Source organism: Streptomyces sp. NBC_01197 (genome assembly GCF_036010505.1).
Taxonomy (GTDB): domain Bacteria; phylum Actinomycetota; class Actinomycetes; order Streptomycetales; family Streptomycetaceae; genus Streptomyces.
This window is the reverse complement of record NZ_CP108569.1, coordinates 1,645,948-1,664,187: the sequence shown is the minus strand read 5'-3', so window position 1 is coordinate 1,664,187 and position 18,240 is coordinate 1,645,948. Positions and strand designations below refer to the sequence as shown.

19 protein-coding genes are annotated in these 18,240 nt (G+C 70.6%); 14 read left to right on the top strand and 5 right to left on the bottom strand.

Annotation, left to right across the window (positions count from 1 at the left end; genetic code table 11):
- Nucleotides 1-285: 285 nt before the first annotated feature.
- Nucleotides 286-1,290 (top strand): hypothetical protein, encoded by a 1,005-nt coding sequence (locus OG452_RS07445; protein ID WP_327294831.1) that lies wholly within the window; start codon nucleotides 286-288, stop codon nucleotides 1,288-1,290.
- Nucleotides 1,291-1,320: 30 nt separating this feature from the next.
- Here OG452_RS07445 and OG452_RS07440 read toward each other — a convergent pair whose 3' ends face one another.
- The gene (locus tag OG452_RS07440; protein WP_327294830.1) at nucleotides 1,321-2,673 is read right to left on the bottom strand and encodes a D-arabinono-1,4-lactone oxidase; all 1,353 of its coding nucleotides are present in this window, start codon (nucleotides 2,671-2,673) and stop codon (nucleotides 1,321-1,323) included.
- Complete coding sequence (locus tag OG452_RS07435; protein ID WP_327294829.1) at nucleotides 2,600-3,877, bottom strand: MFS transporter; 1,278 nt, start codon at nucleotides 3,875-3,877, stop codon at nucleotides 2,600-2,602. Before OG452_RS07435 ends, OG452_RS07440 begins: the two co-directional genes overlap by 74 nt.
- Nucleotides 3,878-4,015: 138 nt before the next feature.
- Between OG452_RS07435 and OG452_RS07430 the strand changes: the two genes are divergently transcribed.
- Nucleotides 4,016-5,128: a ferrochelatase gene (locus OG452_RS07430; RefSeq protein ID WP_327294828.1), complete on the top strand. Its 1,113-nt coding sequence runs from the start codon at nucleotides 4,016-4,018 to the stop codon at nucleotides 5,126-5,128.
- Between the two features lie 138 nt (nucleotides 5,129-5,266).
- Nucleotides 5,267-6,067 (top strand): inositol monophosphatase family protein, encoded by an 801-nt coding sequence (locus OG452_RS07425; protein ID WP_327294827.1) that lies wholly within the window; start codon nucleotides 5,267-5,269, stop codon nucleotides 6,065-6,067.
- 63 nt (nucleotides 6,068-6,130) lie between these two features.
- On the opposite strand, the gene OG452_RS07420 is transcribed toward OG452_RS07425, so the two are convergent.
- The gene (locus OG452_RS07420; protein ID WP_327294826.1) at nucleotides 6,131-6,340 is read right to left on the bottom strand and encodes a hypothetical protein; all 210 of its coding nucleotides are present in this window, start codon (nucleotides 6,338-6,340) and stop codon (nucleotides 6,131-6,133) included.
- Between the two features lie 319 nt (nucleotides 6,341-6,659).
- Between OG452_RS07420 and OG452_RS07415 the strand changes: the two genes are divergently transcribed.
- The 4 genes from OG452_RS07415 to OG452_RS07400 all read left to right on the top strand — a co-directional run bounded on the left by OG452_RS07415 (nucleotide 6,660) and on the right by OG452_RS07400 (nucleotide 10,245).
- A complete protein-coding gene (locus tag OG452_RS07415; protein ID WP_327294825.1) occupies nucleotides 6,660-7,313 on the top strand; it encodes a response regulator transcription factor in 654 nt (217 codons plus the stop codon).
- Between the two features lie 7 nt (nucleotides 7,314-7,320).
- Nucleotides 7,321-8,556: a sensor histidine kinase gene (locus OG452_RS07410; RefSeq protein WP_327294824.1), complete on the top strand. Its 1,236-nt coding sequence runs from the start codon at nucleotides 7,321-7,323 to the stop codon at nucleotides 8,554-8,556.
- Nucleotides 8,557-8,950: 394 nt separating this feature from the next.
- Complete coding sequence (locus OG452_RS07405) at nucleotides 8,951-9,247, top strand: DUF4193 domain-containing protein (RefSeq protein WP_164260119.1); 297 nt, start codon at nucleotides 8,951-8,953, stop codon at nucleotides 9,245-9,247.
- Nucleotides 9,248-9,258: 11 nt separating this feature from the next.
- Nucleotides 9,259-10,245 carry a hypothetical protein gene (locus OG452_RS07400; RefSeq protein WP_327294823.1) on the top strand — a complete coding sequence of 329 codons (987 nt, stop codon included), beginning with the start codon at nucleotides 9,259-9,261 and terminating at the stop codon, nucleotides 10,243-10,245.
- Nucleotides 10,246-10,258: 13 nt separating this feature from the next.
- Here the strand turns inward: OG452_RS07400 and OG452_RS07395 are convergent, their stop codons facing one another.
- Complete coding sequence (locus OG452_RS07395) at nucleotides 10,259-10,711, bottom strand: DUF3093 domain-containing protein (protein ID WP_327294822.1); 453 nt, start codon at nucleotides 10,709-10,711, stop codon at nucleotides 10,259-10,261.
- Nucleotides 10,712-10,769: 58 nt separating this feature from the next.
- Here OG452_RS07395 and OG452_RS07390 point away from each other — a divergent pair, with 58 nt between their 5' ends.
- From OG452_RS07390 to OG452_RS07360, 7 genes are all read left to right on the top strand, one after another.
- Nucleotides 10,770-11,354 carry a PaaI family thioesterase gene (locus OG452_RS07390; protein ID WP_327294821.1) on the top strand — a complete coding sequence of 195 codons (585 nt, stop codon included), beginning with the start codon at nucleotides 10,770-10,772 and terminating at the stop codon, nucleotides 11,352-11,354.
- Nucleotides 11,351-11,866, top strand: coding sequence for a dUTP diphosphatase (gene dut / locus OG452_RS07385; protein ID WP_327294820.1), 516 nt, complete (start codon nucleotides 11,351-11,353; stop codon nucleotides 11,864-11,866). The genes OG452_RS07390 and dut overlap by 4 nt, the downstream gene beginning before the upstream one ends.
- A 1-nt stretch (nucleotide 11,867) precedes the next feature.
- Nucleotides 11,868-12,641, top strand: a complete 774-nt coding sequence (locus OG452_RS07380) for a DUF3710 domain-containing protein (protein ID WP_327294819.1) — start codon at nucleotides 11,868-11,870, stop codon at nucleotides 12,639-12,641.
- A gap of 349 nt (nucleotides 12,642-12,990) precedes the next feature.
- Nucleotides 12,991-13,074, top strand: coding sequence for a K(+)-transporting ATPase subunit F (gene kdpF, locus OG452_RS07375; RefSeq protein ID WP_327299540.1), 84 nt, complete (start codon nucleotides 12,991-12,993; stop codon nucleotides 13,072-13,074).
- A 5-nt stretch (nucleotides 13,075-13,079) separates the two neighbouring features.
- Nucleotides 13,080-14,759, top strand: coding sequence for a potassium-transporting ATPase subunit KdpA (kdpA, locus tag OG452_RS07370; RefSeq protein ID WP_327294818.1), 1,680 nt, complete (start codon nucleotides 13,080-13,082; stop codon nucleotides 14,757-14,759).
- Complete coding sequence (kdpB, locus tag OG452_RS07365; protein ID WP_327294817.1) at nucleotides 14,756-16,852, top strand: potassium-transporting ATPase subunit KdpB; 2,097 nt, start codon at nucleotides 14,756-14,758, stop codon at nucleotides 16,850-16,852. The genes kdpA and kdpB overlap by 4 nt, the downstream gene beginning before the upstream one ends.
- 5 nt (nucleotides 16,853-16,857) lie before the next feature.
- Nucleotides 16,858-17,523, top strand: coding sequence for a potassium-transporting ATPase subunit C (locus OG452_RS07360; RefSeq protein WP_327294816.1), 666 nt, complete (start codon nucleotides 16,858-16,860; stop codon nucleotides 17,521-17,523).
- A 101-nt stretch (nucleotides 17,524-17,624) separates the two neighbouring features.
- Here the strand turns inward: OG452_RS07360 and OG452_RS07355 are convergent, their stop codons facing one another.
- Nucleotides 17,625-18,203 (bottom strand): TetR/AcrR family transcriptional regulator, encoded by a 579-nt coding sequence (locus OG452_RS07355; protein ID WP_327294815.1) that lies wholly within the window; start codon nucleotides 18,201-18,203, stop codon nucleotides 17,625-17,627.
- Between the last annotated feature and the right edge of the window lie 37 nt (nucleotides 18,204-18,240).

The window sequence follows — 18,240 nt, the reverse complement described above, 5'->3', positions numbered from 1 at the left end:
GAGGCGCCCGTGCAGTGCCATGGTGCCGCCGGTTCGAGTGCCGCCTTAGGCCCCTTCCCGCCTGTCCGGACACCCCTGAGGGAGGCCGGGCCCAGGGCTCGCCACAGTACTCCATTCGGGCCAAGGGGGTGGACGGCTCGCCGCTGAACTTCCCGGGGCCCGGCGGAGGGGGAGCCTCGTAAGTGCCGCCAGCGTATGCCTGCGGGTGTTGTGCTTCACACAATCTTCTGAAGTGGAACTATCCACTTCGCTCAAATGTCCCTTTCTGGTGCAGGGTGTAACCAGATGGACAAGCAGGGGCTGGTGATGGAGCAGAAGCCGGACGGCGGCGCAGAGACCGGAAGCGGGAAGAGGGGGCAGCTCGATCTGAGCGTCCCTCAGGTGGCGGGCAGCGCGTTCGCCGCTGTGGTGGCCGCGGTGCTTGCATCGAAGCTCGGCGTGTACGGAACGATCATCGGCGCGGGCCTGGTGAGTGTGATCGCCACCTGTGGCGGCACGATCTTCCAGCACTTCTTCCGGCGCACCGGGGAGCAGATCCGCGAAGTGACGGTCCAGGTCAAGCCCAGGGCCCTGAAGATCCCGGTACGGCAGGTGCCGGGGGCTCCGGAGCCGGGGGAGGCGCCGCCGACGATCGCGGTGCCGTGGCCCGGACAGTCCGGTGCGGACCGGACGGGGGGCTTCCCCGGCGATGGGGAGCCGGACGCGACGAGGCCGCTGACGCCGGTCGCCGGAGAAGGGTTCAGCGGTGAGGAGTTCACCGAGGCCACGACGCACGGGACGCGGGTGCGGGGCTGGAAGCGCTCATCCCTCGCGGCCCTGGTCGTGTTCCTCGTGGCGATGGCCGGGATCAGCGGCTTCGAGCTGCTCTCGGGACACGGGCTCAGCGGCGGCCCGGGGACGACCGTGGGCTCGGTGGTCCAGGGCGGCAGCGGCACTCGGCACCACTCGCCGGGGCCGGCGGTTTCGACCGACCCGCAGCAGAGCCAGGACCCCCGGCAGCAGGACCGGCAGCAGAGCACCGGCCCCGACCCGTCGCCGGGCACCGGCTCCGGATCCGGCGACACCGGCCGGTCGAAGCCCGACCCCGGCAAGAGCGGCACGTCGGCCGGTCCGACGCCCAGTCCCTCGCAGCCCGCGACGGGCGGCGGCGCGCAGACCCCGGACCCGACGCCCTCCGGCTCGTCCGGTGACGGCTCGGGCTCCACTTCGGGCCACGACAGCACCGGGGGGCAGGACAACGCGCCGGACACAGCCACACAGAACCCGGCGGGACAGCGCCCCACCGGGTGACGGTCCCGCAGGTCCGTCACCCGGTGGGGGTCACTCGCCCAGGACCCGGCGCAGGTAGTCGTTGCCGAACAGCCGCTGCGGGTCGAGCCGGTCGCGTACGGCCGTGAACTCGCCGAAGCGCGGGTAGACCTCCGCCAGGTACGCCGCGTCGCGGGTGTGCAGCTTGCCCCAGTGTGGCCGGCCGCCGTGCGCGGTCATGATCCGCTCCACAGCGGTGAAGTACGCCCGGTGCGGAGTGCCCCGGTACATATGCGCCGCGATGTAGGCGGTCTCCCGGCCCGAGGCCGTGGAGAGCGCGATGTCGTCCGCGGGCGCCGTGCGGACCTCCACGGGGAAGCTCACCCGCAGCGGCGAGCGCTCCACCATCGCCCTGACCTCCCGCAGCGCCCCGACCGCGGCCTCCCGGGGCAGGGCGTACTCCATCTCGACGAAGCGCACCCGGCGCGGACTTGTGAAGACCTTGTACGGGATGTCCGTGTAGGTGCGGGCGGAGAGCGCCCGGCTGGAGATCTTCGCGATCGCGGGAATCGTCGCGGGGACGGCCCGGCCCAGCGAACACGCCGCCTGGAACACGCCGTTGGAGAGCAGCTCGTCCTCGATCCAGCCGGCCACCCGGCCGGGCGGGGCGGCCGACCCCGCGCTGCGGTTGTTGCGCTTGGTGTTGCAGTTGCCGGTGTGCGGGAACCAGTAGAACTCGAAGTGCTCGTTCTCGGCGACCAGCTGGTCGAAGTCGGCGGTCACCCGGTCGAAGCCCATCGGCTCCTCGCGGGCCGTCAGCAGGAAGACCGGCTCCACCGCGAAGGTGATCGCCGTGACGACACCCAGAGCGCCGAGCCCGATCCGGGCGGCCGCGAAGACGTCGGGGTGCTCCGTCGCCGAGCACGTCAGCACCGAGCCCTCAGCCGTCACCAGTTCGAGCGCCCGGATCTGTGCGGAAATCGAGGCGGACTCGCGGCCGGTGCCATGGGTGCCGGTGCTGGTGGCGCCCGCCACCGTCTGGTCCATGATGTCGCCCATGTTCGTGAGGGTGAGACCCTCACGCGCCAGCGCCTGGTTGAGCCGCTTCAGCGGTGTGCCGGCCTCGACGGTCACCGTGCCCGCCGCGCGGTCGATCTCCCGGATGCCGGTGAGGAGACCGGGGCGTATCAGCAGCCCGTCGGTCGCGGCGGCCGCCGTGAACGAGTGGCCGGTGCCGACGGCCTTCACCTTCAGGCCGTCGTCCGCCGCCCGCCTGACGGCGTCGGCCAGTTCGGCGGCGGACGCCGGCGTCACCTCCCGGGCCGGGCGGGCGGTGACATTCCCCGCCCAGTTACGCCAGGTCCCCGCCGGCCGTACCGCCGTCGCCGTCCGTGCCGCAGCCGGTGTTCTTGATGTACCGGTCATCCGCCCCGCTCCCGTCTAGTGGCACCGGCACATTGAGCCGGCGGTAGCCGGGCAACGCCACCGCGGCCGCGAGCGCTCCCGCCACGAGCGGCACCAGATACCCCTGGCGTGCCCCGCCCGCGTCGACCGCCCAGCCGGCGGCCGAGGAGCCGAGTGCCACACCGACAGCGAGCCCGGTGCTGGTCCAGGTCATGCCCTCGGTCAGCCTGCTGCGCGGTACGTGCTGCTCGATGAGGGCCATCGTGGTCACCATCGTCGGTGCGACGAAGAGCCCCGCGACGAAGAGCGCCCCGGCCAGAAACGGCAGGTTCCCGGCCAGTTGGAGGGGGATCATACTCAGCGCCATCGCGCACACCCCCACCAGCCATCTGCTGGAAGCGGCCCCCCGCAGGTGCAGCAGTCCGAAGACCGCCCCGGCCAGACACGATCCGAGCGCGTACACCGCGAGGACCAGACTGGCCAGTGCCTTGTGGCCGCGCTCGTCGGCGAACGCGACCGTCACCACGTCGATCGACCCGAAGATCGCTCCCGTTGCCACGAACGTCAGCACCAGCAGCCGCAGCCCGGGGGAGCCCAGTGCGGAGCCGCCGGGGCCGTGGCCGTGCGGATGCGGGGCCGGTTCGGTGGCGCGCTGCGCGGTCAGCCAGCACACCCCCGCGACGAGGAAGCCGCCCGCCATCAGCGGACCCGCCTCGGGGAACCAGGCGGTGGAGAGCCCGATGGAGAGGATCGGACCGAAGATGAAGCACACCTCGTCGACGATCGACTCCCAGGAGTACGCGGCGTGCAGCATCCGCGGATCGCCCCGGTGGATCGCCGCCCAGCGGGCCCGGACCATCGAGCCGACGCTCGGGACACAGCCCCCGCCGGCCGCGCAGACGAAGAGCGTCCAGTCCGGCAGCCGCTGCTGCGCACAGACCAGCAGTCCCGCCACGGCGACGGCGGAGACGGCGGTCGCCCGGCGCAGCACCCGCCGCTGTCCGTGCCGGTCGACGAGCCGGGAGATCTGCGGGCCGATGGCGGCCGCGGACAGCGCCAGCGTCGCGGAGAGCGCGCCGGCCAGGCCGTACCGCCCGGTGAGCTGCGAGATCATGGTCACCACGCCGATGCCCAGCATGGACAGCGGCATCCGGCCGAGAAGTCCGGCCGCCGAGAACCCCTTGGTGCCGGGGGCGGCGAAGATCGCACGGTAAGGACTGGTCAAGAAGGGCTCCGGTAAGGCGTACTGGTGGTCCGCGCAGCTTACGGGCGCTGATCGGCGCCGAGCACCGGGGGCGGCTCCGACCAGGCGTTCCGTGGGGGGTCCCGGAGCCTGTCGGACCCGGGTGGCAGGATCTGGGGCATGTCCGATCAGCGTGATCCAGCTCCCTACGACGCCCTCCTGCTGCTCTCCTTCGGCGGTCCCGAGGGCCCGGACGACGTGGTCCCGTTCCTGGAGAACGTGACCCGCGGCCGCGGCATCCCGAAGGAACGGCTCAAGGAGGTGGGACAGCACTACTTCCTGTTCGACGGGGTCAGCCCCATCAACGGCCAGAACCGGGCCCTCCTCGACGCGCTCCGCAAGGACTTCGCCGGGCACGGTCTCGACCTGCCGGTGTACTGGGGCAACCGCAACTGGGCGCCGTACCTGACCGACACCCTGCGGGAGATGACCGCCGACGGGCACCGCCGTATCGCCGTCCTGGCCACCAGCGCGTACGCCTCGTACTCCGGCTGCCGCCAGTACCGCGAGGACCTCGCGGGGGCGCTGGCCACGCTGGAGGCGGAGGGCCTGGAACTGCCGCGGGTCGACAAGCTGCGGCATTACTTCAACCACCCGGGGTTCGTCGGGCCGATGGCCGACGGCGTCCTGAAGTCCCTGGCGGAGCTGGACGACGCGGTCCGGGCCGGGGCGCACCTGGCGTTCACCACGCACTCCATCCCCACCGCGGCCGCCGACAGCTCGGGGCCCGACGGCGGGGCGTACGTCGCCGAGCACCTGGACGTGGCACGGGTGATCGTCGAGAAGGTCCGCGCCGAGACGGGCGTCGACCACCCCTGGCGGCTCGTCTACCAGTCGCGCAGCGGCTCGCCGCAGACCCCGTGGCTGGAACCGGACATCTGTGAGCACCTCACGGAGCTGCACGGGGCGGGGGTGCCCGCGGTCGTCATGGTGCCCATCGGCTTCGTGTCGGACCACATGGAGGTCCTGTACGACCTGGACACCGAGGCGGTCGCGAAGGCGGCCGAACTGGGCCTGCCCGCCGTACGGTCGGCGACCGTCGGCGCCGACCCGCGCTTCGCCGCCGCGGTACGCGACCTCCTGCTGGAGCGGGCGGCCACCGAGCGGGGCCGCCCCGTGGAGCGCTGCGCCCTCGGCGCGCTGGGCGCATCGCACGACGTCTGCCCGGTCGGCTGCTGCCCGGCCCGCACGGCCAAGCCGGCGGCCGCGGGCGCCGACAGCCCCTACGCGTAATCAGCCGGAGCCCGTACGCGTAATCAGCAGCCAGGGCGCCCCGGAGAGCCGGGCGGCCACTCCTTCGAAGCCACTGAAGGCAGAGAACCATAAGCCACACCCGGCCCTCCCGGGCCGCCTAACAACCTACGGAGAACCGTGACCGATCCGCTCCACACCGAACTGCTCGAACTGGCCCTGGAGGCCGCGAGGCGCGCCGGGGCGCTGCTGCGGGACGGGCGCCCCGCCGACCTGGAGGTGGCGGCGACCAAGTCCAGCCCCATCGACGTCGTCACCGAGATGGACATCGCGGCCGAGAAGCTGATCACCGGCTACCTCACCGGCCTCCGTCCCGACGACGGCTTCCTGGGTGAGGAGGGGGCGAGCTCCGAGGGCACCAGCGGTGTCCGATGGGTCATCGACCCGCTGGACGGAACCGTGAACTACCTCTATGGGCTGCCCACTTGGTCCGTCTCGATCGCGGCCGAGCAGGACGGCGAGACGGTCGCTGGGGTGGTGGCGGCCCCGATGCGCGGCGAGACGTTCCACGCGGTGCGCGGCGGCGGTGCCCACCTCGGCGGCGCGCGGCTGCGGTGCAGGCCCGCGCCCCCGCTCGACCAGGCGCTGGTGTCGACCGGCTTCAACTACGTCACGACCGTGCGCACCCACCAGGCGGCCGTGGCCCAGCGGCTGATCCCGCAGTTGCGGGACATCCGGCGCGGCGGCTCGGCGGCCATCGACCTCTGCGACGTGGCCGCCGGCCGGCTCGACGGCTACTACGAGCGGGGGCTGCACCCCTGGGACCGGGCGGCCGGTGACCTGATCGCCCGCGAGGCGGGCGCACTGACCGGTGGGCGGCCGGGAGAGCGCCCGACGGACGACCTGACGGTCGCCGCGTCACCCGGCGTCTTCGAACCGCTCCAGGCGCTGCTGGAGCAGTACGGCGCCTGGCACGACTGAGCACGTACGAGGCCCCCGGCACCTGGAACGGTGCCGGGGGCCTCGTGGACGCGCTGTACTTGGTCAGGCAGCCGCGGTGCGGATGTCCGCGCCGCACTCGGCTGTCAGGGCGGGCTCGACCGCCACGCCGTGTTCGGCCGCGAGGCGGTGAAGATCGTCCAGCTCGCCCTGCTCGACCTCCGCCAGGAAGTCGTCGCCGGACTCGCGGGCACGCGTCAGGTCGGTCTGGGTGGCCTTTATACGCTGCAGCAGACCTGCGGTGAATGCGTCCATGGGTGCGCCCCCTCGTCGTGGGTCGGTGGCACGGGGGTGTGCCGGGGGTTGTCAACTGATCACGCGCCCCGGTGGTCTCGGAGCGGGGTGTGGCGCGCCCCGTACAGGGCGTGATCGGCGGGTGTGCAGTCGTCCTCCCCTTGCTCTGCCTCAGAGAAACCTCAACCGCACCGGGAATCCCTGAATTCCCCGGGGACCGCTGCCGAGCACTGCCTTACAGCCGGTTTATGGCCGTACGGGGCAGGATGGAAGTACACAGAAGTGCACACCCCCCTGCAGGACCTGCCCGGACACGGGCTGTAACGGAAGGACAAGCGCCGTGCGCGTACTCGTCGTCGAGGACGAGCAGCTGCTCGCCGATGCGGTGGCCACCGGACTTCGCCGGGAGGCCATGGCCGTCGACGTCGTGTACGACGGCGCCGCGGCCCTGGAGCGGATCGGGGTCAACGACTACGACGTCGTGGTCCTCGACAGGGACCTGCCGGTGATCCACGGCGACGACGTCTGCCGCAAGATCGTCGAACTCGGTATGCCCACCCGGGTGCTGATGCTCACCGCTTCGGGCGACGTCAGCGACCGCGTGGAGGGCCTGGAGCTCGGCGCGGACGACTATCTGCCGAAGCCTTTCGCGTTCACCGAGCTGACCGCGCGGGTCCGGGCACTCGGGCGCCGTACGACGGTCGCCCTGCCGCCGGTTCTGGAGCGGGCCGGCATCAAGCTGGACCCCAACCGCCGCGAGGTCTTCCGGGAGGGCCGCGAGATCCAGCTGGCCCCCAAGGAGTTCGCCGTGCTCGAAGTGCTGATGCGCAGCGAGGGCGCGGTCGTCTCGGCCGAGCAGCTCCTGGAGAAGGCCTGGGACGAGAACACCGATCCCTTCACCAACGTCGTACGGGTGACCGTCATGACACTGCGCCGCAAGCTCGGTGAGCCTCCGGTCATCGTGACCGTGCCGGGCTCGGGCTACCGGATCTGAGCGCCCCGTGGCCAACAGCCCGGCGGCGCCCGCGGCGCCGCCCAAACCGACCTGGGACCCGAAGAGCTCGGAGTCCCTCTCCCCGCTGCTGCGGCCGACCATCCGGATACGCCTGACGCTGCTGTACGGCGGGATGTTCCTGATCGCCGGGATCCTGCTGCTGACCATCATCTACATGCTGGCGGCGCAGGCGCTCAACGTCGGCGGCCAGCTGCCTTTCAAGATCGTCTCGGGTCAGGTCACCAGCGGAGTGTGCAACCTGCCCACCAACGGTGGTTCCGCGGACCAGTTCAACCAGGCCATGAACTCCTGCGTCAACCACCAGCGCCAGCAGGCACTCGACCACCTGCTGGCCCGGTCGCTGTACGCCCTGGTCGGCCTCAGCATCATCGCGTTCGCCTTCGGCTACGCGGTGGCCGGCCGGGTGCTGTCCCCGCTCGGCAGGATGACCCGTACGGCCCGCCGCGTGGCCGGTACGGACCTGACCCGGCGGATCGAGCTGGACGGCCCGGACGACGAGCTCAAGGAGCTCGCCGACACCTTCGACGAGATGCTCGACCGGCTGGAGCGGGCCTTCACCGCTCAGCAGCGGTTCGTCGCCAACGCGTCGCACGAACTCCGCACACCGCTGGCCATCAACCGCACGCTTCTGGAGGTGCACCTCTCCGACCCGGGTGCGCCCGTCGAGCTCACCCAGCTCGGCAAGACGCTGCTGGCCACCAACGAGCGCAGCGAGCAGCTGGTCGAGGGGCTGCTGCTGCTCGCCCGCAGCGACAACCAGATCGTCGAGCGGAAACCGGTCGACCTGGCCGAGGTCGCCACCCGCGCCATCGACCAGACCCTCGCGGAGGCCGCAACGAGAGGGGTGGAGATCCGTGGAGAGCAGTCGCCGGCGGTCGTCCAGGGCAATGGCATCCTGCTGGAGCGCATCGCCCTCAACCTCGTCCAGAACGCCGTGCGCTACAACGTCGCGGAGGACGGCTGGGTGGAGGTCACCACCGAACTGCAGCCCGGCCAGGCGCTGCTGGTGGTCTCGAACACGGGTCCCGTGGTTCCCGCTTACGAGATTGACAACCTCTTCGAGCCGTTCAGACGCCTGCGCACCGAGCGGACCGGCAGCGACAAGGGCGTCGGGCTCGGTCTGTCCATCGCGCGCTCGGTTGCCCGCGCCCACGGAGGCCGTATCATCGCGGAGCCCCGCGAGGGCGGTGGCCTCGTGATGCGTGTCACGTTGCCTGTCTGAGCCGGTCGGCGGGGGTAGGCCGGATGTTCGCTTTGCGCGGAATTTTCGGGGACGCGTTCCTGTGAGACGGATGTGCGATCCATCACAGGACCGATTTCCGTCTACCTACTCTCCGTGATCCCCAAATCCCCGAAAACCCGGGAAAACCCTGGGTTTCCAGGGGGTGCGATCACGGGAAGTACACGGGTGGTGCCCGCAAAGCACTACCCCGGGACCGTGTACGGTCCCGATCGCCATCCAAATCGATCTCTCCCCAGGGATCCGGTTGGGTGTCGATTGAGTAACAGACCTTGATGTGAGGCAAAATCTCCGCCTCGGGTCGGGCACAAGTCCGGCCTCTCACGCGTTACGTGCGCTGGAGACACCGCAAATACCCAGAGGGGGAGAGCGCGACATGGCTACGGATTACGACACTCCACGCAAGACCGACGACGACAGCGACCAGGACAGCCTGGAAGAGCTCAAGGCACGTCGGAACGACAAGTCGACGGCTGCTGTCGACGTCGACGAGTTCGAGCAGGCCGAGGGCCTTGAGCTGCCCGGCGCCGACCTGTCCAACGAAGAGCTGTCGGTCCGGGTGCTGCCCCGGCAGGCCGACGAGTTCACCTGCATGAGCTGCTTCCTCGTGCACCACCGCAGTCAGCTGGCGCGCGAGAAGAACGGCCAGCCCATCTGCCGCGACTGCGACTGAGGCAGTCGGTAGTGGCAGGCGCGAAACCGTCCCGGAAGCGACGCTTCCGGCGGAAGGGTTCCCCCGAGGACCAGCAGGGCGGCACGGGCCCGGCAGAAGGTGCGGAAGCACCCGCCGAGCCCCTCGCCCTCCGGCCCCCGGAGGAGGACGACCACGGGGCGAGCGCGCTCGTCAGCAGCGCACGTGACGACGAGCGGGGCCTCCCGGCCTCGCTCGACGAAGCGGCGCCCTTCGCCGCGGTGGCACAGGGCGTGCAGGACGGACCCATGACCCGGGCCCGTCGGCTGGGCGCTATCGGTCACGGCATACAGCACGGGATACAGCAGGGCATCCAGAAGGGCGGCGACGGCGCGAAGGCGGGGTTCGCGTACATCACCGACCGCATCATCGACATCGCACCCCGGATCCCGGTCCGCGACCTCACGACGCTGCGCAAGCACTTTCCCGGTCTCGGCCCGGAGGAGATCGCCGACCGGCTCGTCGCGGGCGCGGCCAACGCGACGTCCACCGTCGGCGCGGGCATCGGAGCGGCTGCGATGCTCCCCGTACCGCTCGCCATGCCGGCCGAGATCGCCGCGGAGATCACCGGGGTCGCCGCGATCGAGCTGAAGCTCATCGCCGAACTGCACGAGGTCTACGGGATGCGCCCGCCGGGCGGCCTCAAGGACCGCTCCACCGCCTATCTGCACGCGTGGTCGGGCGAGCGGGGCTTCGACATCACCAAGCCGGCCACGTTCACCGCGCTCGGCGGCCAGATGAAGCGCGAAATGCGCCAGCAGATCATGAAGCGCACGGTCCGCGACCTGCCGAACCTGATGCCGTTCATGGTGGGAGCCACCGTCGGCGCCGTGATGAACCGCCGGGACACCAGGAAACTCGCCGACAAGGTGCGCAAGGACATGCGCAAGCGCCAGGTCCCCTGGGACGCCCTCCCCGAGCTGCCACCGCTGCAGCAGCCCAAGGAACTTCCCGGCGGGAAGACCAAGAAGGGGCTCTGACGGCCCGCGGCCGTCAGTCCTGGGCGGCGGGCACCGCGGTCAGCGCCGTCCTGAGCGACTCCGGGTTGCGGGTCGAGAGATAGGCGTACGGCGTCGGGTCCGCCGGATCCGTGATCTCCACCCGCACGGCCGTGCGCACATAGCTGCGCATCAGCATGAAGGCGCGCGGATCGGCCTTGTACGAGCGCCAGGCGACCGTCTCCTCGGCATCCAGCACCGTGGCCTCGCCCAGCGCGGACAGCGGGATCTTCGCGTCGCCCGCGACGAGCGAGCCCGCCACGACCCGGATGCGCACCGAGCCGTACGAACTCACGATGATGCCTGCCACCGCCGCCCCGCCGACCAGGCCGCCGAGCATCGGCAGCGTGCCGAGCGGCAGGGTGATCAGCGCGCCCGCGAACCCGACGAGCAGGGCGATAAGCCACCAGGAACGGGGCGCGGTGAGACGTTCTTCGTAAGGCTGCATAAAGCCAAGCTTGGCATGGTGCCGTCCCCGCGTTGCCGCGCGGGTAATGTCTGCGGCTGTGACACGAACATCTTCAGCTCTGACGCCCCCGGCCGACGCCATAGCGCCCGTGCGCCACCACGATGCCCCGGCCCCCGGAGAGCTGCTCGGAGCGCACTACGCGCACTGTTTCGGCTGCGGCGAGGGACAGCCGCACGGGCTGCACCTCCAGGCGCGGGCCGGCGAAGGTGTGAGCGTCACCGCCGAGTTCACCGTGAAGCCCGCCCATCAGGGCGCTCCGGGCCTCGCGCACGGCGGTGTGCTGACGTCCGCGCTCGACGAGACGCTCGGCTCGCTGAACTGGCTGCTGCGGGTCATCGCGGTGACCGGCCGACTGGAGACCGACTTCGTACGGCCCGTCCCGGTGGGCACCGCGCTCCATCTGGACGCCCAGGTCACCGCGGTGAGCGGCCGGAAGATCTACTCCACGGCGACCGGCCGGATCGGCGGCCCGGACGGGCCTGTCGCGGTCCGCGCCGAGGGCCTGTTCATCGAGGTCAAGGTCGAGCACTTCACCGAGAACGGGCGGCCGGAGGAGATCCGGGCAGCGATGGACGATCCCGACCAGATCAAGCGCGCCCGCGCCTTCGAGGTGAACCCATGAGCCGTACTCCTGTAGACGTACTGATCCGCCGTGTCGACCCCGACGTGCCGCTCCCCGCTTACGGGCACCCGGGCGACGCGGGCGCCGATCTGGTGACCACCGAGGCCGCCGAGCTGGCGCCGGGGGAGCGGACCGTGCTGCCCACCGGGATCTCGGTGGCGCTGCCCGACGGGTACGCCGCCTTCGTGCACCCGCGCTCGGGGCTCGCGGCCCGCTGCGGGGTTGCCCTGGTGAATGCCCCGGGGACGGTCGATGCCGGGTACCGTGGAGAGATCAAGGTGATCGTGGTCAATCTCGATCCGCGCGAGACGGTGCGGTTCGAGCGCTTCGACCGGATCGCCCAGCTGGTAGTACAGCAGGTCGAGAAGGTGCGCTTCCACGAGGTGGCGGAGCTTCCCGGCTCGGCACGGGCCGGAGGGGGCTTCGGGTCCACCGGCGGACATGCCGCTGTGGGCGGGCCACAGGGTGGGAATCGATACGCATCGGTCGTATCCGACCGGGAAGGACAGTGACGTGTTCGGACGTCGCAAGAACAGCGGTTCCGACGAGGACGCGACGGGCGAGGCCGGGCAGTTCGACGACGGCGCCGGCGCCGGGAGCGATGAGTCGGCAGAGGTGAGCGGGGCACACAGGTCCGGCCTGCCCCCCGCCCCGCGGCCCGACGGCCCCTGGGACATCTCCGAGGTCCGTGAGGCGGCCGAGGGGCGGGTGGACCTCGGCGGTCTGTTCGTCCCCGGAGTCGAGGGCATGGAGCTGCGCGTCGAGGTCGCGGGCGACGCGATCGTCGCGGCCACGGTCGTCCTGCGCGACAGTGCCGTCCAGCTCCAGGGCTTCGCGGCACCGAAGAAGGAAGGCATCTGGGGTGAGGTGCGCGAGGAGATCGCCTCGGGCATCACCCAGCAGGGCGGCATCATCGACGAGGTCGAGGGCCCGCTCGGCTGGGAGCTGCGGGCTCAGGTGCCCGTCCAGCTCCCGGACGGTACGAACGGCGTGCAGCTGGTGCGCTTCGTCGGCGTCGACGGGCCGCGGTGGTTCCTGCGCGGTGTCATCTCGGGGCAGGGCGCTGTCCAGCCCGAGGCGGCCGGGGTACTGGAGCAGATCTTCCGGGACACCGTGGTCGTCCGCGGTGAGGGGCCGATGGCCCCCCGGGACCCGATCGTTCTCAAGCTGCCGGACGACGCCCAGATGATGCCCGACGGCGTCCAGCAGGAGGACCAGGAGGGCTCGCGTTTCTCCGGTGGCATGGGGCAGCTCCAGCGCGGCCCGGAGATCACCGAGGTGCGCTGAACCGCAGGCACGGACAGCCTTGAACACAGCACAGCAGGGCCGGTGGCCCGCACTCCCCGACGGGGGTGCGGGCCACCGGCCTTTCTGCTGGTCACAGCTGCGGGGGCCCGGTCACAGGCCGAGGCGTAGGGATCGCGTCAAGGGCGGGACGATCGCCGTATGGGTGGCGTCAACGGACGGCTGACACGCCGTTCGAGGGGGTTTGCTCAGGGAGTCCGTTCTTCCGAATCCTCGAACCGTTTCAGGAGCTCACGATGGCCGATGTGGCCTTCGTCGTCACCATGGTCGCGGTCCTCGCGCTGGTGGCGCTCATCGCCAAGGGGGTGTCGAAGCTGTGACCGGTTCTGCCGTGGAAGCGGTGACCGGCCTCGTGGTGGCCGTCGCCCTGCTGGGCTATCTCGTCCTCGCCCTCGTCCACCCGGAGAGGTTCTGAGCCTGATGAGCCCCGTCCTCGCCGGTGTGCTCCAGATGCTCGCGCTCATCGTGGCGCTTGGTCTGGTCTACCGACCGCTCGGCGACTTCATGGCCCGCGTCTACTCCTCCGACCGGCATCTGCGGGTCGAGAAGTGGATCTACAAGGCCATCGGCGCCAACCCCGACTCCGCGATGCGCTGGCCGGCGTACCTCCGCGGGGTCCTCGCCTTCTCCCTGGTGAGCATCCTCTTTCTCTATCTGCTCCAGCGGGTGCAGGGCGGTCTGCCCGGCTCGCTCGGCTTCCGGTCGATCGACCCGGACCAGGCGTTCAACACCGCCGCCTCCTTCGTCGCCAACACCAACTGGCAGTCCTACTCGGGCGAGCAGGCCATGGGCCACGTCGTGCAGACCGGCGGCCTCGCGGTGCAGAACTTCGTCTCGGCCGCCGTCGGCATGGCCGTCGCGATCGCCCTCGTACGGGGCTTCGCCCGCTCCCGTACCACCGCGTCCGGCAGCGGTGAACTGGGCAACTTCTGGGCCGACCTGGTCCGCGGCACCGTCCGGATCCTGCTTCCCGTCGCCGTCGTCGGCGCGCTGGTCCTGGTGGCCTGCGGCGTCATCCAGAACTTCGCGGGGATCCACGAGGTCGGCCAGTTCGGCGGCGGATCGCAGCAGTGGAACGGTGGCGCCGTCGCCTCGCAGGAGGCCATCAAGGAGCTGGGCACCAACGGGGGCGGCTACTTCAACGCCAACTCCGCCCACCCCTTCGAGAACCCCAACGGTCTCTCCAACCTCCTTGAGGTCTTCCTGATCCTGGTCATCCCCTTCGCGATGACACGCACCTTCGGCCGGATGGCGGGCTCCCTCAAGCAGGGCTACGCGATCCTGGCGACGATGGTGACCATCTGGACCGCCTTCACCGCCCTGATGATGTGGACCGAGTTCCACCACGGCGGCCCCGCCTTCGACATCGCGGGCGGCGCCATGGAGGGCAAGGAGACCCGCTTCGGGATCGGCGGCTCGTCGATCTTCTCGGTGGCGACCACGCTCACCTCGACCGGCGCGGTCAACTCCTTCCACTCGTCCTTCACCGGCTTCGGCGGCGGCATCACGATGCTCGGTATGCAGCTCGGCGAGATCGCTCCCGGCGGCGTCGGCTCCGGCCTCTACGGGATGCTGATCATGGCGGTCATCGCGGTGTTCATCGCGGGCCTGATGGTCGGCCGCACCCCCGAGTACCTGGGCAAGAAGATCGGCGTACGCGAGATCAAGTTCGCGGCCTGCTACATCCTCGTCACCCCGGCGCTGGTGCTCTGCTTCACCGCGGCCGCGATGGCCCTCCCGACCCCCGGCCACTCGATGACCAACTCCGGGGCGCACGGCTTCTCGGAGATCCTCTACGCCTACACGTCCGGCGCCAACAACAACGGCTCGGCCTTCGCCGGACTCGGCGCCGACACCCAGTGGTTCAACACCACCATCGGGCTGGCCATGCTGCTCGGCCGCTTCGTGCCCATGGTGTTCGTCCTGGCGCTGGCGGGCTCGCTCGCCGGGCAGCGCCGGATACCTGAGACCTCCGGGACCCTCCGTACCGACAAGCCGCTCTTCGCCGGGCTCCTCGTCGGCACGATCCTGATCATCGCTGGTCTGACCTACTTCCCGGCGCTCGCGCTGGGCCCGCTCGCAGAAGGGCTGGCGTCATGAGTACCCTCACCCCGGCTCGCGTCCCGCACCGGGACCCGGCGCAGGGCCCGAAGCCCGAAGGCCGCGCCGGAAGCGGTCTGTTCGACCCCCGGCAGCTGCTCAGGTCCTTCCCCGACGCGCTGCGCAAACTCGACCCGCGGATCATGGTCAAGTCGCCCGTGATGTTCGTGGTCGAGGTCGGCTCCGTCGTCACCACGGGGTTCGCCCTCAAGGAGCCCGGCGACTGGTTCGACTGGGCCATCGCCGGCTGGCTCTGGCTGACCACGGTCTTCGCCAATCTGGCGGAGGCGGTGGCCGAGGGCCGAGGCAAGGCCCAGGCCGACACGCTCCGCAGGGCCAAGAGCGACACCGTCGCCCGGCGGCTGGACGGCGCCGTGGAGGAGCAGGTGCCCGGTACGGCGCTGCGCATCGGCGATCTGGTGGTCTGCGAAGCCGGTGACACCATCCCCGGGGACGGCGACGTCGTCGAAGGGGTGGCCTCGGTCGACGAGTCCGCGATCACCGGTGAATCGGCCCCCGTCATCAGGGAGTCGGGCGGTGACCGCTCGGCCGTCACCGGCGGTACGAAGGTGCTGTCCGACCGGATCGTCGTCAAGATCACGACCAAGCCCGGCGATACCTTCATCGACCGGATGATCAAGCTGGTCGAGGGCGCCGCCCGGCAGAAGACGCCCAACGAGATCGCGCTGAACATCCTGCTCGCCTCGCTCACCATCGTCTTCCTGCTGGCGGTCGTGACCCTCCAGCCGTTCGCGGCGTACGCCGGTGCGAAGCAGTCGATGACCGTGCTCACCGCACTGCTGGTCTGCCTGATCCCGACCACCATCGGGGCGCTGCTCTCTGCTATCGGCATCGCGGGCATGGACCGGCTCGTACAGCGCAATGTGCTGGCCATGTCCGGACGCGCGGTCGAGGCCGCGGGCGACGTGTCGACCCTGCTGCTCGACAAGACCGGCACCATCACCCTCGGCAACCGGCAGGCCGCCGCGTTCGTCCCGGTCAGGGGTGTCACCGAGGCCGTACTCGCCGACGCGGCGCAGCTCTCATCGCTGGCCGACGAGACGCCGGAGGGCCGCTCGGTCGTCGTACTCGCCAAGGAGAAGTACGGGCTGCGCGAGCGCAGCCGCGGTGAGCTGACCGGAGCCGACTGGATCTCCTTCACCGCCCAGACCCGGATGTCGGGCGTGGACACCGGCGGCCGCCGGATCCGCAAGGGCGCGAGCGGCTCCGTGGTGGCCTGGGTCAGGGAGAACGGCGGTCAGGCCTCCGAGGACGCGCAGACGCTCACCGACGCGATCTCTGAGGCGGGCGGCACCCCACTGCTCGTCGCCGTCGAGGACGGCGAGTGCGCCCGGGTGCTCGGTGTCATCCACCTCAAGGACGTCGTCAAGGAAGGCATGCGGGAGCGGTTCGGCGAGCTGCGCCGGATGGGCATCAGGACCGTCATGATCACGGGCGACAACCCGCTGACGGCCAGGGCCATCGCCCAGGAGGCCGGTGTCGACGACTTCCTCGCCGAGGCCACCCCCGAGGACAAGATGGCGCTGATCAAGCGCGAGCAGGCCGGCGGCAAGCTCGTCGCGATGACCGGTGACGGGACGAACGACGCCCCGGCGCTGGCTCAGGCGGACGTCGGGGTGGCCATGAACACGGGGACGTCGGCGGCCAAGGAGGCCGGGAACATGGTGGACCTGGACTCCAACCCCACCAAGCTGATCGAGATCGTCGAGATCGGCAAGCAACTGCTCATCACCCGGGGTGCGCTGACGACGTTCTCGATCGCCAACGACGTCGCCAAGTACTTCGCGATCATCCCCGCGATGTTCGCGGTGGCGTACCCGAGCCTCGACAAGCTGAACATCATGCGTCTCTCGTCGCCCGAGACCGCGATCCTGTCGGCCGTCGTCTTCAACGCGCTGGTCATCGTCGCGCTGGTGCCGCTGGCGCTGAAGGGCGTGCGGTACAGGCCGGCCGGCGCCGACCGGATGCTCCGCCGCAACCTCGGGATCTACGGGCTCGGCGGCCTGGTCGCACCGTTCATCGGCATCAAGATCATCGACCTGCTCATCTCCCTCATACCTGGCATCGGGTGACCATCATGAACAACTCCGTGAGCGGAACGGGCCGTCTGCTCTGGGCCGGTCTGCGCGCCCTGCTCGTACTCACCGTCGTCTGCGGTGTGATCTACCCGCTCGCCGTGACCGGCGTCGCCCAGGCGGTCATGGGCCATCAGGCCAATGGCTCGGAGATCAAGTCCGGTGGCAAGGTCGTCGGCTCCTCCCTCATCGGGCAGAGCTACCCGCTGCCGCTGAGGAAGGGGCAGCAGACCCCGGCGCCCGACCTCAGGTGGTTCCAGCCGCGCCCCTCCAACGGGCTGGGCACCAACACCGTCAACACCCAGTACAAGCTGCTGGTGTCCGGCGCGACCAACCGGTCAGGGGACAGCGCCGAACTGATCAAGTGGGTCAAGGACGCCAAGTCCGCCGTCGTCAAGGACAATTCGACCGCCGGATACCGGGTACGGCCGTCCGACGTGCCGGCCGACGCCGTCACCTCGTCCGCCTCCGGTCTCGACCCGGACATCTCCCCGCTGTACGCGAAGCTCCAGGTGCACCGGATCGCCGCGCGCAACCACCTCACGGTGGCGCGGGTCGACCGGCTGGTCGCCGACCACACCACCGGCCGCACGCTCGGCTTCATCGGGGAGCCCCGGGTCAACGTCCTGGAACTCAACGTGGCGCTGAAGCAGCTGACCGAAGGCTGATCAGCGGCCGGCTGCCGCACGGCTGCCCGGGAACCGGTCGCGTACGGTTCCCGGGCGTCCGCATGTCCTGACCGCGTGCCCGCCGGGAGGCCGGCCGGCGGTCACCGCCCCGGTGCGCCCGCCCGCAGTCCGTCCATGACCAGGTCCATCAGCCGGGTGGTGCGCGGCTGCCAGTCCGAGTGCGGGTCGATCTGCCAGAGACCGGCGATGGCGAGCAGGAAGTCGTCGGGGGTCACCCCCGGGCGGATAGTGCCGGCCTCTTCGCCGGCGCGGAGCAGTAGGCCGGCCGCTGAGGTCACCGGGGTGTGCCCCGGTTTCGGCGGCCCCCCGGGCCCGCCGGTGGCAAGCCGTATCGCGTCCGCCAGGCCGGCCTTGGTCATGGCGAACCTGGCGAGGCGGTCCATCCACTCGCGCAGTGCCACGTCCGGTTCCCGCGTCTTGAGCAACTGGGCCGCCGTGTCGGCGACCTGCTGCATCTCGTAGCGGTAGATCTCCAGGACCAGGGCCCCGCGGTTGGGGAAGTTGCGGTAGAACGTGCCCTGTCCGACTCCCGCCTTCTTGGCGATCGCGCTCAGCGAGGCGTTCGGGCACTGTGTCAGCTCGACCACGGCCACTTCGAGGATGCGCTCGCGGTTGCGCTGGGCGTCCGACCGCAGAGCCGCGTCCTTCTTCTGTTCCACTCGTCCTCCCGGCGGCGCGTGGCCGATCTTGGGCCTT